Annotated in this window: 14 protein-coding genes and 1 pseudogene; 5 read left to right on the top strand and 10 right to left on the bottom strand. The window is 71.2% G+C overall.

What is annotated here, in order from left to right; translation table 11 throughout:
• Window positions 1-48: 48 nt before the first annotated feature.
• Window positions 49-693 (bottom strand): response regulator, encoded by a 645-nt coding sequence (locus ACK8N7_RS29450; RefSeq protein WP_031125490.1) that lies wholly within the window; start codon window positions 691-693, stop codon window positions 49-51.
• Window positions 686-1,831 carry a GAF domain-containing sensor histidine kinase gene (locus ACK8N7_RS29445; protein ID WP_403217459.1) on the bottom strand — a complete coding sequence of 382 codons (1,146 nt, stop codon included), beginning with the start codon at window positions 1,829-1,831 and terminating at the stop codon, window positions 686-688. Before ACK8N7_RS29445 ends, ACK8N7_RS29450 begins: the two co-directional genes overlap by 8 nt.
• 305 nt (window positions 1,832-2,136) lie before the next feature.
• On the opposite strand from ACK8N7_RS29445, the gene ACK8N7_RS29440 reads away from it, so the two are divergent.
• From ACK8N7_RS29440 to ACK8N7_RS29430, 3 genes and pseudogenes are all read left to right on the top strand, one after another.
• Window positions 2,137-2,862: an SDR family NAD(P)-dependent oxidoreductase gene (locus tag ACK8N7_RS29440; RefSeq protein WP_403217457.1), complete on the top strand. Its 726-nt coding sequence runs from the start codon at window positions 2,137-2,139 to the stop codon at window positions 2,860-2,862.
• Window positions 2,859-4,074: pseudogene (locus tag ACK8N7_RS29435) on the top strand (S-adenosylmethionine:tRNA ribosyltransferase-isomerase). Before ACK8N7_RS29440 ends, ACK8N7_RS29435 begins: the two are co-directional and overlap by 4 nt.
• 272 nt (window positions 4,075-4,346) lie before the next feature.
• The gene (locus ACK8N7_RS29430) at window positions 4,347-5,099 is read left to right on the top strand and encodes a transglycosylase SLT domain-containing protein (RefSeq protein WP_500444533.1); all 753 of its coding nucleotides are present in this window, start codon (window positions 4,347-4,349) and stop codon (window positions 5,097-5,099) included.
• Between the two features lie 90 nt (window positions 5,100-5,189).
• Here the strand turns inward: ACK8N7_RS29430 and ACK8N7_RS29425 are convergent, their stop codons facing one another.
• Window positions 5,190-7,838: an FHA domain-containing protein gene (locus tag ACK8N7_RS29425; protein ID WP_500444532.1), complete on the bottom strand. Its 2,649-nt coding sequence runs from the start codon at window positions 7,836-7,838 to the stop codon at window positions 5,190-5,192.
• A gap of 237 nt (window positions 7,839-8,075) precedes the next feature.
• Here ACK8N7_RS29425 and serB point away from each other — a divergent pair, with 237 nt between their 5' ends.
• Window positions 8,076-9,377 carry a phosphoserine phosphatase SerB gene (serB, locus tag ACK8N7_RS29420; RefSeq protein ID WP_500444531.1) on the top strand — a complete coding sequence of 434 codons (1,302 nt, stop codon included), beginning with the start codon at window positions 8,076-8,078 and terminating at the stop codon, window positions 9,375-9,377.
• A 100-nt stretch (window positions 9,378-9,477) separates the two neighbouring features.
• On the opposite strand, the gene ACK8N7_RS29415 is transcribed toward serB, so the two are convergent.
• The 4 genes from ACK8N7_RS29415 to ACK8N7_RS29400 form a co-directional block, all read right to left on the bottom strand.
• The gene (locus ACK8N7_RS29415; protein ID WP_500444530.1) at window positions 9,478-9,996 is read right to left on the bottom strand and encodes a SixA phosphatase family protein; all 519 of its coding nucleotides are present in this window, start codon (window positions 9,994-9,996) and stop codon (window positions 9,478-9,480) included.
• A 102-nt stretch (window positions 9,997-10,098) separates the two neighbouring features.
• Window positions 10,099-10,341: a hypothetical protein gene (locus ACK8N7_RS29410; RefSeq protein WP_403217447.1), complete on the bottom strand. Its 243-nt coding sequence runs from the start codon at window positions 10,339-10,341 to the stop codon at window positions 10,099-10,101.
• 159 nt (window positions 10,342-10,500) lie between these two features.
• The gene (locus tag ACK8N7_RS29405; protein ID WP_015607728.1) at window positions 10,501-10,617 is read right to left on the bottom strand and encodes an SGM_5486 family transporter-associated protein; all 117 of its coding nucleotides are present in this window, start codon (window positions 10,615-10,617) and stop codon (window positions 10,501-10,503) included.
• Window positions 10,618-10,634: 17 nt separating this feature from the next.
• On the bottom strand, window positions 10,635-11,960 hold the full coding sequence (locus ACK8N7_RS29400) for a CynX/NimT family MFS transporter (RefSeq protein ID WP_500444529.1): 1,326 nt from the start codon (window positions 11,958-11,960) through the stop codon (window positions 10,635-10,637).
• A gap of 133 nt (window positions 11,961-12,093) precedes the next feature.
• Here ACK8N7_RS29400 and ACK8N7_RS29395 point away from each other — a divergent pair, with 133 nt between their 5' ends.
• Window positions 12,094-12,768 carry a FadR/GntR family transcriptional regulator gene (locus ACK8N7_RS29395; RefSeq protein WP_015607730.1) on the top strand — a complete coding sequence of 225 codons (675 nt, stop codon included), beginning with the start codon at window positions 12,094-12,096 and terminating at the stop codon, window positions 12,766-12,768.
• Window positions 12,769-12,786: 18 nt separating this feature from the next.
• Here the strand turns inward: ACK8N7_RS29395 and ACK8N7_RS29390 are convergent, their stop codons facing one another.
• From ACK8N7_RS29390 to fabG, 3 genes are all read right to left on the bottom strand, one after another.
• Entirely contained in the window at window positions 12,787-13,158 is a 372-nt protein-coding gene (locus ACK8N7_RS29390) for a hypothetical protein (RefSeq protein ID WP_403217439.1), read from the bottom strand.
• Window positions 13,159-13,264: 106 nt separating this feature from the next.
• Entirely contained in the window at window positions 13,265-14,032 is a 768-nt protein-coding gene (fabI, locus tag ACK8N7_RS29385) for an enoyl-ACP reductase FabI (protein WP_015607732.1), read from the bottom strand.
• Between the two features lie 5 nt (window positions 14,033-14,037).
• A complete protein-coding gene (gene fabG, locus ACK8N7_RS29380) occupies window positions 14,038-14,757 on the bottom strand; it encodes a 3-oxoacyl-[acyl-carrier-protein] reductase (RefSeq protein ID WP_355081710.1) in 720 nt (239 codons plus the stop codon).
• Window positions 14,758-14,891 lie beyond the last annotated feature (134 nt).

Below are 14,891 nucleotides of genomic sequence, written 5' to 3'. Positions count from 1 at the left end.
TGCGCCGTTCGGGTGACATACACCCGACAGTATGAATCTCAGCCCGCGTCAGCCTGCGGCCCCGTTCCGTACCGCCCACAGCGCGGCCTGGGTGCGGTCCGCCAGATCGAGCTTCATCAAGATGTTCGACACATGGGTCTTGACCGTCTTCTCGGAGAGGACGAGGGCGCGGGCGATCTCCCGGTTGGACCGGCCGTCGGCGATGAGGCCGAGCACTTCCCGCTCGCGTTCTGTCAGGGTGCTCCCCCGGCCCGTACCGCTGCCCGCGTCGTCCTGGGCGAGGAGCGCGCCGGCGACCTCCGGCTGGAGCAGGACGTGTCCGGCGTGGACCGAGCGGATGGCGCCGGCCAGGGCGTCCGGGTCGACGTCCTTGTAGACGTAACCGGAGGCTCCGGCGCGCAGGGCGGGAACCACCGTGCGCTGTTCGGTGAAGCTGGTGACGATGAGGACCTTCGCCGGGTTGTCGAGCTGGCTGAGCCTGCGCAGCGCCTCGATTCCGTCGGTGCCGGGCATCTTGATGTCCATGAGGACGACGTCGGGACGGAGCTCCTCGGTACGGGCCACGCCCTCCGCGCCGTCGGACGCCTCGCCGACCACTTCTATGTCGTCCTGGATCTCCAGGAAGGTGCGCAGTCCGCGGCGGACCACCTGGTGGTCGTCGACCAGCAGCACCCTGATGATCTTGTCAGCCACCGGGGACCTCCATCTCGATCGTGGCGCCCTTTCCGGGCTCCGAAACAACGGTGAGTCGGCCGCCGACGCTCTTGGCCCGGTGGCGCATGGAGACGAGCCCCAGGTGGCGGCCCGCGCGCCGGACTGCGGTGGGGTCGAACCCGGTGCCGTCGTCGGTGATGCGCAGGACGGTCGCGGCCGCGCGCCGGGTCAGGGTGACGTCCACGCTCTCCGCGCCGGAGTGGCGCAGGGCGTTGTGCAGGGCCTCCTGGGCGACCCGGAGCAGCGCCTCCTCCTGGGCGGCGGGCAGGGCGCGTACCCCGCTGCTCCCGAAGGTGACCGCGGCCGCGTGGGCCCGGTCCAGGACCTGGATCTGGGTACGGAGGGTGGCGATCAGGCCGTCCTCGTCGAGGGCGGCCGGGCGCAGCTCCACGACGGCGGCCCGCAGCTCGTCGACCGCTTCGGCGGCGAGGGCGGCGACCTGCTGGAGCTCCCCCTTGGCGCGGGCCGGGTCGCGGTCGACGAGGGCGGCGGCGGCCTGGGCGGTGAGCCGGAGCGAGAAGAGCTTCTGGCTGACCGCGTCGTGCAGCTCGTGGGCGAGGCGGGAGCGTTCCTCGGCGATGGTCAGCTCGCGGCTGCGCTCGTAGAGGCGGGCGTTGGTGAGGGCGATCGCGGCGTGCTGGGCGAGGATCGAGAGCAGTTCCTCGTCCTCCGCTGTGAAGCCGCAGCCGCCGTCGGGCTTGGGGCACTGCTTGTTGGCGAGGAAGAGGGCGCCGATGATCTCGTCGCCGTCCGTGATGGGCAGGCCGAGGAAGTCGGACATGTCGGGGTGGGCGTCGGGCCACCCCTCGAAGCGGGGGTCCTTGCGGACGTCGGCGAGCCGCTCGGGCTTCGCCTGGTGCAGCATCGCGGCGAGGATGCCGTGCTGGCGTGGCAGCGGGCCGATCGCCTTCCACTGTTCGTCGCTGACGCCGTCGACCACGAACTGGGCGAAGCCGCCGTGGTCGTCCGGGACGCCGAGGGCCGCGTACTGGGCGTCGAGCAGTTCACGGGCGGAGGCGACGATCGTCTTGAGGACGTCTCCTACTTCGAGGTGCCGGCTCATGGCGAGCAGCGCGGCACTCACCGCGGCGAGGGCCGACGGTGGGCGATGACTCATGGGATCACCGTACCGGCGGGGCTACGGCGGCCGTATCGGGCCGAGGACGGCGGCCGGCGGGCCGTGGACCTAGGCCGGTCGCGGCCCGTGGCCGGTCGCAGGTCCTAGGACCGCTCCGGTCCTAGGACGAAGTGCCGGGTGCGGGTGCGGCTCCTGGGCGAGGCGCGGTGCGAGGGCGGCTTCCTACGTTGGAGTCGCCGGGGCCGCCCCGGTTCCGCGTCGTCGGGATCGTCCGGTGGGCGCCGATGTTCCGCGTCAGCCGGGATCGGCCCGGTGGGCGCCGGTGGTGCGAGGAGACGGTCACGATGCCGGTTGCGTTGATCACGGGTGGTTCGAAGGGGCTGGGGCGCGCTCTGGCCGAGGCGCTGGCCCGGCAGGGGTGGGATCTGGTGCTGGACGCCCGGACCTCCGGGGTGCTGGAGGCGACGGCGAAGGAGGTGCGGGAGCGGTACGGGACGCGGGTGGTGGCCGCGCCGGGGGATGTCACGGACGCGGCGCACCGGGCGGAGCTGGTCGCGGCCGCCGGGGAGCTGGGCGGGCTCGATCTGCTGGTGAGCAATGCGAGCGTGCTGGGCGCCGAGCCGCTGGTCCGGCTGGAGGCGCAGTCGCTGGAGGGGTTGCGGCAGGCGCTGGAGACCAATGTGGTGGCCGCGCTCGGCCTCGTACAGGAGGCGTTGCCGCTGCTGCGGGGGTCGGCCGCGGGGGCTGTGGTGACGGTCAGCTCGGACGCGGCGGCGGAGCCGTACGGGAGGTGGGGCGGTTACGGGGCGTCGAAGGCGGCGCTGGACCAGCTGGCGGCGGTGCTGGGTGTGGAGGAGCCCGGGCTGCGGGTGTGGGCGGTCGATCCGGGGGACATGGACACGGATCTGTACGAGGCCGCGGTGCCGAACGATGGCGGGGAGACGCGGCCCTCGCCCGCGAGCGTGGTGCCCGCGTTCCTGCGGCTGGTGCGGGAGCGGCCGGCCAGTGGGCGGTTCGCCGCTCCGGCGCTGCTGGAGGAGCCGGTGGCGGCGGACGGGGGTGCGCGATGAGAGCGGTGGGGGCGGCGAGGCGGGACGGGGGCGGTGGTGTTCCGGTGGCGGGCCCCTCGGCCGCGGGAGGCGGTTCCCTCCTGGAGGGGTTGCGGGTGCCCGCGGAGCTCTCGGCCCGGGTGCCGGCGGAGCAGCGGGGGGCGGGGCGGGACGACGTACGGCTGCTGGTGACCCGGGGGGGCGGCCGTCTCGCACCACGCCTTCCGGGAGCTGGCCGGGCAGCTGCGGGCCGGGGACGTGCTGGTGGTGAACACGTCGGCGACGCTGCCGGCCGCGGTGAACGGGCGGGTGGGCGGCGAGCGGGTCGTCGTGCACTTCTCGACGCGGGGTGAGGACGGGCGGTGGGCGGTGGAGCTGCGGGCGCCCGGCGCTTCGGGGGCCAGTGTGACGCGTCCGGGCGGGCCGGCCGGTTGCGTGGTGCGGCTGCCGGGCGGGCGGGAGCTGGTGCTGGAGGAGCCGCTGGGCGGTGGCTGGTCGGTCGGGCCGGATCCCGCGAGCCCGGCAGGACATTCCCCGGGGCCCGCGGCGGGGGCGCGGCTGTGGTGGGCGCGGGCGCCGGAGCGGGTGCCGGAGCTCTTGCGGCGGTACGGGCGGCCGATCCGGTACGCGTACACGGAACGGGACCAGCCGCTCTCGGCCTATCAGACGGTGTTCGCGGTCCGGGCGCCGGACGGGAGCGGTTCGGCGGAGATGCCGAGTGCGGCCCGGCCCTTCACGGCCGCCCTGGTGGCGGAGCTGGTGAGCCGCGGGGTGCAGTTCGCTCCGCTGTCGCTGGATACGGGAGTGGCGTCGGCGGAGGCGCACGAGCCCCCGTACCCGGAGCGGTTCGCGGTGCCGTCCTCGACGGCATGGCTGGTGAACGCGGCGCGGACGGCGGGTGGCCGGGTGGTCGCGGTCGGTACGACGGCGGTGCGGGCGCTGGAGTCGGCGGCGGACGCGGACGGCGTGGTGCGTCCCGCGGCGGGCTGGACGGATCTGGTGGTGACGCCGCGGCGGGGCGTGCGGGTGGTGGACGGGCTGCTGACCGGGCTGCACGAACCGGAGGCGTCGCACCTGCTGATGCTGGAGGCGGTGGCGGGGCGCGAGGCGCTGCGTCGTGGGTACGAGGCGGCGCTGGAGCGGCGCTACCTCTGGCACGAGTTCGGGGACGTCCACCTCATCCTGCCGGATGAGGAACGTAACGCTCCGGATTGCTCCAGCAACGAATGGTGAGCCTGTTACCTCGCCGATGTGAGCCCAGGCATAGGACGCACGTCACTTACGAACGCACCTAGTGGAGCTAAAAGGGCGATTTAGTCGGGCATGAGCAGGGTTCATTTCGGACGAACAGGACCCTGTTCCACTACCCAGCTTCGTACGTCACACCTTTGCCACACGATTTTGCTGCCGCTAAGAATTGCTCTCGTCCCCGACGGAGGTGCGCATCGCCGCCTCCGGTCTCGTCCTCCGTGAGGACACCTGAGCATTCGAAGAGGTAGCCCTACATGTCTGCGACTCGCATTCCCAGCCGTGTCCGTCGTCTGAACAAGGTCCAGAAGATCTCCGTGGCCGGTGTGTCGGCCCTGGCCGTCGCCTCCCTGACCTTCTCGCTCGTCCCGTCGAACGCCGAGGCCGAGGTCGCCCCGCAGGCAGCCGGCGCTGCCGCGCCCGTGGCGTTCACCGACGCAGCGGGCTCCGCGCAGGCCAAGACCGTGCAGGACAGCCTCATCGAGCAGCACTCCACCGCCGAGAAGCTGGTGAAGGCCGCCGACGCCGCGAAGGCGAAGGCTGCCGCCGAGGCCAAGGCGAAGGCGGCGAAGGCCAAGGCCGACGCCGACGCGAAGGACAAGGCCGAGAAGGCCGCCAAGGCCAAGGCCGACGCGAAGAAGCGCGGCTCCGAGGCCGCCAACCGCTCCACCGCGCGCAAGCCCGTCTACGCCAACAACCTGGACGGCTGGATCCGCGAGGCGATGTCGATCATGAAGAAGGAAGGCATCCCCGGTTCCTACAGCGGCATCCACCGCAACATCATCCGGGAGTCCAGCGGCAACCGCTGGGCGATCAACAACTGGGACATCAACGCCCAGAACGGCATCCCTTCCAAGGGCCTTCTCCAGGTGATCCAGCCGACCTTCGACCGGTACCACGTCAAGGGCACCAAGAAGGACCTGTACGACCCCGTCGCCAACATCGTCGCCGCCTGCAACTACGCGGCCGACCGCTACGGCTCGATGGACAACGTCGACAGCGCGTACTGAGCCCGGCCGCACAGCTGAGCACAGCCGTACAGACGCCGGAGGCCGGCACCCCGTGGGGGGTGCCGGCCTCCGGCGTCGTTCCGTACGGCCCTACTTGCGCATGACCTCGGGCTCGTGGCGGCGCAGCAGCCGGGCGACCGCGACGGCACAGCCGAGGCCGATCACCAGCAGCACGAAGATGTTGATCCCCCACTGGGTCGCCGTAGCCTCCCAGAGCGGGTCCAGATCGGTCGGGTTCTTCGGGTCCCACGGCGGCATCAGGTGGGCCAGGTCCAGTGTGGTGCCGGCCGCGGCCACGCCCCAGCGGGACGGCATCAGCCAGGTGAGCTGCTCCAGGCCGGGCGTCCCGTACACCTGGAAGAGGACTCCGGTGAAGACCAGCTGGACGATCGCGAACATGACCAGCAGCGGCATGGTCATCTCGGACGTCTTGACCAGCGCGGAGATCATCAGGCCGAACATCATCGAGGTGAACCCGAGGGCCACGATGGAGATGCAGATCTCGACGGCCGGAGGCATGAAGAGCCCCTCGGCCGGCAGGTCACGGACGGCGAAGCAGATACCGCAGAGGATGACGCTCTGGAAGGCCGTGATCACGCCGAGCACGATCACCTTGGACACCAGGTAGGCCGAGCGGGAGAGGCCGGTGGCCCGTTCCCGTTCGTAGATGACGCGTTCCTTGATCAGTTCTCGTACGGAGCTGGCCGACCCGGCCAGGCAGATGCCGACCGCGAGGATCAGCAGGATCATTCCGGCTTTCCCGTTGAACTGGGTCGGCGGGGTGGGCGGGGCCAGTCCGAAGTCCGCCGGAATGACCGCGGCCAGCACACCGATCACCGCGGGCAGCGCCACCATCAGGCCGAGGAAGGCCTTGTCGGAGGCGATGACGGAGGTGTATCTGCGCACCAGGGTCCACAGCTGCGTACCCCAGCTCTGCGGCTTCGGGGGCCGCATCTGCTGGGGCGGCGGCATGTGGACGGACTGCGCGGCGACGGCGTCGATGTCGGCGGCGTAGAGCTGATAGTGCTGCGAACCGCGCCAGCGGCCCGCCCAGTCGTAGTCGCGGTAGTTCTCGAAGGCGGAGAAGACATCGGCCCAGGAGCCGTAGCCGAAGAAGTTGAGCGCCTCCTCCGGCGGGCCGAAGTAGGCGACGGCACCGCCGGGCGCCATCACGAGCAGCTTGTCGCAGATGGCCAGCTCGGCGACGGAGTGCGTGACGACGAGCACGGTGCGGCCGTCGTCGGCGAGGCCGCGCAGCAGCTGCATGACGTCACGGTCCATGCCCGGGTCGAGGCCGGAGGTCGGCTCGTCCAGGAAGATCAGCGACGGCTTGGTCAGCAGCTCCAGGGCGACCGAGACGCGCTTGCGCTGGCCGCCGGAGAGCGAGGTGATCTTCTTGTCCTTGTGGATGTCGAGCTTGAGCTCGGCGAGGACCTCGGTGATCCGGGCCTGGCGCTCGGCCTCGGTGGTGTCCGCGGGGAAGCGGAGCCTGGCCGCGTACTTGAGGGCCTTGGTGACGGTCAGTTCCTTGTGCAGGATGTCGTCCTGCGGGACCAGACCGATGCGCTGGCGCAGCTCGGCGAACTGCTTGTACAGGTTCCGGTTGTCGTAGAGGACGTCACCCTCGTTGGCGGGCCGGTAACCGGTGAGCGCCTTGAGCAGGGTGGACTTCCCGGAGCCGGAGGGGCCGATGACCGCTACCAGGGACTTCTCCGGGACGCCGAAGGAGACGTCCTTGAGGATCTGCTTGCCGCCGTCGACCGTCACCGTGAGGTGGCGGGCGGAGAAGGAGACCTGCCCGGTGTCGACGAACTCTTCGAGCCGGTCGCCGACCAGGCGGAACGTCGAGTGGCCGACGCCGACGATGTCGTTCGGGCCGATGAGCGCCGAGCCGGACTTCTGGAGCGGCAGACCGTTGACGTACGTGCCGTTGTGGGAGCCCAGGTCACGGATCTCGAACCGGCTGTCGGGCGTCGCGTGGAACTCGGCGTGGTTGCGGGAGACCTGGAGGTCGGAGACGACCAGCTCGTTCTCCAGCGCACGGCCGATGCGCATGACCCGGCCGAGCGCCAGCTGGTGGAACGTGGTCGGGCTGCGGTCGCCGTAGACCGGTCCGCCGCCGTGGGCCGGGGCGGCCGGCTGGGCCGGGCCCTGCTGGTGGGGCACCTGCTGGTACGGGGCCTGCTGCTGAGGCTCCGCTGCCTGCTGCTGCCACGCCTGCTGGGGCGGGGCCTGGTGCTGGGGAGCCTGGTGCTGCGGGGCCTGGTGCTGGGGAGCCTGGTGCTGCGGGGCCTGGTGCTGGCCCTGGTGCACCGGCGCCTGGTGCTGGGCGGGTGCCTGCTGTCCGGGCCAGGCGGCGCCCGGCTGCGCATGCTGCTGCTGCGGTTGTTGTTGGTGCTGCTGCTGCTGCTGCTGCTGCGCGGGAGCCTGGTGGGCGGCGGCGGTGAGATCCAGCCGCGGGCCGTCGGTCGCATTGCCCAGGCGTACGCCGGTGCCGGGCCCGATCTCCGCCCGCTGGACCCGCTGCCCCTGCACATACGTGCCGTTGGTGGAGCCGTGGTCCTCGATGAACCAACTCCGGCCACTCCAGCTGATCGTGGCGTGCCGCCACGAGACTCTGGCGTCGTCGATCGTCAGGTCCCCCTGCGGGTCACGCCCCAGGGTGTACGGCCTGGACGGATCGAGCGTCCAGGTGCTGCCATTCAATTCCAGTACGAGTTCCGGCACTCCGCGCCCCACTTGTTGTCCCCCGATTTTCCCCCGTCGCAGGGAGTCTAGGGATGCTGAACATCGTGGGGAACTATTCCAGGAGCAGTCCCTTATCCGAAAGTCGGGCCGGTGAAGACGGGCCCCGAAGCGAAGAAGTAGTGCGATCCCGGAACAAAGGGGACAGCCGGCGGAAAGCCCTGCGTCCTCCGTCCGGCACTCGGGACGGGCAGCCGGACCCGGCCGCGGGACCGATACGGTGGGAACACCATGAGCGCATCTCAGCCACCTCAGCCTCCCCCCTCCCCCGAGCTCCCCGATTCCCCTCGGACCGGCGGCGAGCCCGCCCGGGACAGCGACGATTCCCCTTCTCTCGTGGACAACACGCCCACCCTTCTCGTCAAGATCTTCGGCAAGGACCGCCCCGGCATCACCGCCGGCCTGTTCGACACCCTCGCCGCGTACTCCGTCGACGTCGTGGACATCGAGCAGGTCGTCACCCGGGGCCGCATCGTGCTGTGCGCCCTGGTCACCTCGCCCACCGCGGGCGGTACGACCGCGGGCGATCTGCGGGCGACCGTGCACAGCTGGGCCGACTCCCTGAAGCTGCAGGCCGAGATCATCTCGGGCACCGGTGACAACCGGCCCCGCGGTTACGGCCGTTCCCATGTGACCGTGCTGGGCCACCCGCTCACCGCGGAGTCGACCGCCGCCATAGCGGCCACGATCACCTCGACGGGCGGGAACATCGACCGTATCTTCCGGCTGGCGAAGTACCCGGTCACCGCAGTCGAGTTCGCGGTGTCGGGGACCGGGACCGAGGAGCTGCGCACCGCGCTGGCGACCGAGGCCGCGGAGATCGGCGTGGACGTCGCGGTGGTCTCGGCCGGGCTGAGCAGGCGGGCCCAGCGCCTGGTCGTCATGGACGTGGACTCCACGCTCATCCAGGACGAGGTGATCGAGCTCTTCGCGGCCCACGCGGGCTGTGAGGACGAGGTCGCCGAGGTCACCGAGCGGGCGATGCGCGGCGAGCTGGACTTCGAGCAGTCGCTGCACGCCCGGGTCGCCCTGCTGGCGGGGCTGGACGCCTCGGTGGTGGACAAGGTGCGCGCCGAGGTGCGGCTCACGCCGGGGGCCCGCACCTTGATCCGTACGCTGAAGCGCCTGGGGTACCAGGTGGGCGTCGTCTCGGGCGGTTTCACCCAGGTCACGGACGATCTGAAGGAACGTCTCGGCCTCGACTTCGCCTCCGCCAACACCCTGGAGGTGGTGGACGGCAAGTTCACCGGCCGGGTCGTCGGCGATGTGGTGGACCGGGCGGGCAAGGCCCGGCTGCTGCGGAGCTTCGCCGAGCAGGCGGGGGTGCCGCTGGCGCAGACGGTGGCCATCGGGGACGGGGCGAACGACCTGGACATGCTGAACACGGCGGGGCTCGGGGTCGCCTTCAACGCCAAGCCCGTGGTCCGCGAGGCGGCGCACACCGCGGTGAACGTGCCGTTCCTGGACACCGTGCTCTATCTGCTCGGCATCACCCGTGAAGAGGTCGAGGCGGCGGACGGTCTCGTCGACTGACGGTCTCGGCAGCGTACGGAAGAGGGCCCCGGCACGGGTGATGTGCCGGGGCCCTGCGCGTTCATGTGTTCGGCCGTACCCGGGCAGGGGCGAGGTGCACTCAGCCGTTCGGCGTCCAGTAATCGACGAGCCGGCCGGCCCCGTGCTCCACGCTCTTCCAGGAGCCGGGGAACTCCACCACGGCGTAGGACGCCGTCGGGAAGCCGTCCCGCGTCATCCGGGCCAGGGTGTCGCCCTCGGCCGAGCCGGAGAGGGCGTCGGCGGCTCCGTGCATCCCCGGGTTGTGGCCGATGACCAGGAGGTTGCGGACCTCGTCCGGGGTCTCGTTGAACAGGGCGATCAGTTCGCCGAGGGAGGCCTCGTACAGCCTCTCCTCGTAAACAGTCCTGGGGCGGTGGGCGAACTCGTGGACCGCCAGCTTCCAGGTCTCCCGGGTCCTGACGGCGCTGGAGCACAGGGCCAGATCGAAGTCGATGCCGGAGTCGGCGAGCCTGCGGCCGGCCACGGGCGCGTCCTTGCGGCCGCGCTCGGCCAGGGGCCGCTCATGATCGGAGGACTGCGACCATTCCGCCTTGGCATGCCTGAGAAGGACGATCCTGCGAGGTGTCTCGACGCTCATACACCTCAGCTTCGCATGAAACGCGGCCTCTGGCGCAGGGTGTTGACGGGCTCATCCGGAAGGTTGACGTGCTGGTCCGGGGTGTGTTCGTCGCCGCGTACCTCAGCGGGAGAGCAGGTGGAGCGTGCGCTCGATCAGCTGTCCGAGCGCCGGATCGGCGGTGGCGGCCTGCGCCTGCCCCGGGCTCATGATCATGAGCAGCAGAGCGGCGAACGCGACGGCCGGGAGCGCCACGGCCCACCACGGCAGCCGTATCTCGATACGGTCGGCGGTCGGCCGGTGCGGGAGGGCCGGTCGGCGGGAGGGTGCCGGTCGGCGGGACCTGGGGTGCGCGGGGACAGTCATGTCCGCCTCCGTGGGGTATTCGGTTCGTTACCGAAGAACCTACGGAACGGGCGGCGCCTGTCCCATCCGGTGATCCACCCACTTCACCCTGGCCCTGGCCCCCTAGGGGACAGGGGGGCCAGCCCCACCCCCACGAGGATCAGCAGGGGGCGGCGGGCGTCAGGGGGAGGCGATCGTGGCGATCACACCGATGACCACCGTGACGAGAAGCATCGCCCCGAAGACGAGGAGGAGCTTCTTCTGACCGTTCTTGGGGTGAGGATCGAGCACTGGCATGGGGCCAGTCTCGCATCTCAGCACTCGTCCTCGATGGTCCGGTCCCGCCCCGCCAGCACCCCGGCGACCATCTGCGGGATCATCAGGCCCGCCATCAGGGCGATCGGCAGCCCCCAGCCGCCGCTGTGCTGGTAGAGCACGCCGACGAGCAGCGGGCCCGGGATCGAGAGCAGATAGCCGGTGGACTGGGCGAAGGCGGAGAGCCGGACCACGCCGGCCCCGGTCCGCGTCCGCATGCCGATCATGGTGAGGGCGAGCGGGAAGGCGCAGTTGGCCACGCCGAGCAGCAGCGCCCAGGCCCACGCACCGGCGGCCGGGGCCAGGTAGAGGCCGCTGTAGCCGATCAGGCCGCAGAGTCCGAGGACGACGACGATGGGGCCCTGCTGCTTGAGCCGGGCAGCGACCCGGGGGATGACGAAGGCGAGCGGTACGCCCATCGCCATGGTGACCGCGAGCAGGACGCCCGCCGTACCGGCGGAGACCCCGGCGTCGCGGAAGATCTGCGGCATCCAGCCCATGGTGATGTACGCGGCGGTCGCCTGGAGCCCGAAGAAGCAGGCGAGCCCCCAGGCGGTCCGGCTGCGGGTGATCCGGAGCGCGGGGGCCTCAGCGGGGCTGGAGGCGGCGGGGCCGGAAGCGGCCGCGGACCGGGCAGGGGCGGGCTGTCCGGGCGCCGGGGTGCGGTCCCTTACGAGGACGATCCAGGGCAGCACCGCGAGGGCGGCGAGCCCGGCCCAGACGGCGAGCCCGGACTGCCAGTTCCCGCCCATCGCACCGGTCAGGGGAACGGTGACGGCCGCGGCGAGGGCGGTGCCGAGGGCCAGGGCCATGGAGTAGAGCCCGGTCATGGTGCCGACGCGGTCGGGGAACCAGCGCTTGACGATCACCGGCATCAGGATGTTGCTGACGGCGATGCCCATCAGGGCCAGCGCGCTGGCGGCCAGGAATCCGGCGGTGGAGCCGATGTACGGGCGGATCACCAGGCCGGCGGCGATGGCCGCCATGCCCGCGCAGACGACGGCCCCCGCGCCGAAGCGGCGGGCCAGGCGGGGCGCCATGACCCCGAAGACCGCGAAGCAGAGCGGCGGCACGGAGGTGAGGACCCCCGCCACGCTGCCGCTCATGTGCAGCCCCTCGCGGACCTCTTCGAGGAGGGCGCCGAGGCTGGTGATGGCGGGGCGGAGGTTGAGGGCGGCCAGGACGAGTCCGACGGCGATCAGACGCAGCAGCCAGGGCGCGGGGGCCTCGGCCGCACCGCGGAGTTGCGGGGGCGGAGGGCCGGCGGGGGTGCGCGCGGCGCCGCCGCGGTTCAGGGTCTGGGTCTGGGTCTCGTCGTCCGGCATGAGGCCATCATAGAATCATGGGATGATTGATTGTCCAATCCCCTGAAACCCCTGAAACCCCCGGAACCCCCGGAGCCCCGGTTCCCCTGAGAGAATCCGCCCCGGACCTCACAGCCCACGAGCAAGGAGCACCATGGCGCTGACGTCTCCACGGCGTTCGGCACTCGCCGACCAGGTGATCGCACAACTGCGGAACCAGATCACCTCGGGCGAGTGGCCGGTCGGCTCGCGGATTCCGACCGAGCCGGAGCTGGTCGAGCAGCTCGGCGTGGCCCGCAACACCGTGCGTGAGGCGGTGCGGGCCCTGGCGCACAACGGACTGCTGGACATCCGGCAGGGCTCGGGCACCTATGTGATCGCCACGAGCGAGCTGGCCGGGGTGATGCACCGGCGCTTCGCCGCCGCCGACCCGCGCCATATCGCGGAGCTGCGGGCGACTCTGGAGTCGTCGGCCGCGCGGCTGGCCGCCGTACGGCGCACCGAGCGCGATCTGCGGCAGCTCGACACCCTGATGGCGCGGCGGGAGGAGGCCTGGGCCTCAGGTGACGCGGAGGCGTTCGTCGCGGCCGACGCGACGCTGCACCTGGCGGTGGTCGCCGCCTCGCACAACGACGTCCTCACCGAGCTCTACGCGGACCTCGGGGACCTGCTGCGCGACTACCTGCGCGGTGACGTGGGCCCCGAGCTGCGGCCGGAGAACCATATGGACCACGCACGGCTGGTGGAGGCGATCCGGGCCGGGGACGCGGAGACGGCGGCGGCAGAGGCATCGGGCCACGCACTGAACTGCCTGGCGGACCGGGTGTAGCAGGGCTGCCGGCAGTGCTCACAGCGGCGCGGGACGGTGGCTGACCCAGGCGGTCGCGATCTCCTTCCAGCAGCGGTCCTCCAGCCGCACGGTCCGCCCCGGTGCCACCGCCACCGCCGCGCCGTCCGCGTCGACGTCCCACCAGCGGGCGCACTCGGTGTGGAGCTGGACCAGGTCGGTGGAGGGGTAGGGGTTGTGGCAGTACGCGACGACCCGGGAGGCCTCGACCGTCGTGCGGCACTCGGAGCCGGCGGGTTCGGGCTTCGGGGGCGCCGCTCCCGTTCCGGAGTCGGCCCCCCTGGCCGCGTGGACCCCCAGGGGTACGGCGAGTGCGGCGACGGCCACCGAGGCGGCCAGCAGGAGACGGGTGCGGCGACGCGTGGGGCGCACGGCGATCTCCCTCCCGCAGCCTGACAAGAAGTCCGGTTCCTCCACATTCTGCGGTGGAAGGGCCGACTTTTCGACCGGAGGGCCGTTCAGCGGGGGTGGTGCGCGGTCAGGCGCCCATCATGTGCACGCCGCCGTCGACGTGGATGATCTCGCCCGTCGTCTTCGGGAAGAAGTCGGAGAGCAGCGCCACGACACCGCGGCCGGCCGGCTCCGGGTCGGACATGTCCCAGGCGAGCGGGGAGCGGTGGTTCCAGACGTCGGCCAGCTCCGAGAAGCCCGGGATGGACTTGGCGGCCATGGAGCCGATCGGGCCGGCCGAGATCAGGTTGCAGCGCAGGCCGTCCTTGCCCAGGTCGCGGGCGAGGTAGCGGGAGGTGGCCTCCAGGGCGGCCTTCGCCGGGCCCATCCAGTCGTACTGCGGCCAGGCGTACTGGGCGTCGAAGGTGAGGCCGACGATCGAGCCGCCCTCGCTCATCAGCGGCTTGCACGCCATGGCCAGCGACTTCAGGGAGAACGCCGAGACGTGCATCGCGGTGGCGACGGACTCGAACGGGGTGTTGAGGAAGTTGCCGCCGAGCGCGTCCTGCGGCGCGAAGCCGATGGAGTGGACGACGCCGTCGAGCGAACCGAGCTCGTCGCGCACCAGGCCGGCCAGGCGGTCCAGGTGCTCGTCGTTGGTCACGTCGAGCTCGATGACCTTGGCGGGCTTCGGCAGCTTCTTGGCGATGCGCTCGGTCAGGGTGGGGCGGGGGAAGGCCGTGAGGATGACCTCGGCGCCCTGCTCCTGGGCCACCTTCGCGGTGTGGAACGCGATGGACGACTCCATCAGCACCCCGGTGATGAGGATGCGCTTGCCGTCGAGAATTCCGCTCATGGTGATCAGTGACCCATGCCCAATCCGCCGTCAACGGGGATGACGGCTCCAGTGATGTACGACGCGTCGTCGGAGGCGAGGAAGCGCACCGCGGCGGCGATCTCCTCGGGCTGCGCGTAGCGGCCCAGCGGCACCTGGGCCACGATGCCCTTGCGCTGCTCCTCGGTGAGCACCTGGGTCATGTCGGTGTCGACAAAACCGGGGGCGACGACGTTGAAGGTGATGTTCCGCGAGCCGAGCTCACGGGCCAGCGACCGGGCGAACCCGACCAGTCCGGCCTTGGAGGCGGCGTAGTTCGCCTGGCCCGCGGAGCCGAGGAGGCCGACGACGGAGGAGATCAGGACGACGCGGCCCTTCTTGGCGCGCAGCATGCCGCGGTTGGCGCGCTTGACGACCCGGAAGGTGCCGGTGAGGTTGGTGTCGACGACGGACGTGAAGTCCTCCTCGGACATCCGCATCAGCAACTGGTCCTTGGTGATACCGGCGTTGGCGACCAGCACCTCCACAGGACCGTGCTTCTCCTCGATCTCCTTGTAGGCCTGCTCCACCTGCTCGGCGTCGGTGATGTCGCAGCGGACCGCGAGGACACCGGCCTCGGTGAGGGCCTGGGGCGGCTCGCCGGAGCGGTAGGTGATCGCTACCTGGTCGCCGTTGTCGGCAAAGGCGCGGGCGATGGCGAGGCCGATGCCCCGGTTTCCTCCGGTGACGAGAACCGAGCGGCTCAACGGATCACCCTTTCCTTGGCGGTGTGGTGCGTAGTCCATGGCGGTCTGGTACGTCGAAAACCTATCGGTACCGTGCGCCGATCGAGGAATCGGGCCCTGACAGTGGCTCGTGCGGGGTGCTGTGGGGTTCCTAC

The organism is Streptomyces griseobrunneus, from assembly GCF_046713465.1.
GTDB classification, from domain to species: Bacteria; Actinomycetota; Actinomycetes; order Streptomycetales; family Streptomycetaceae; genus Streptomyces; species Streptomyces microflavus.
The sequence above is the reverse complement of the archived record's forward strand: the minus strand, read 5'-3'. Positions and strand labels throughout refer to the sequence as shown.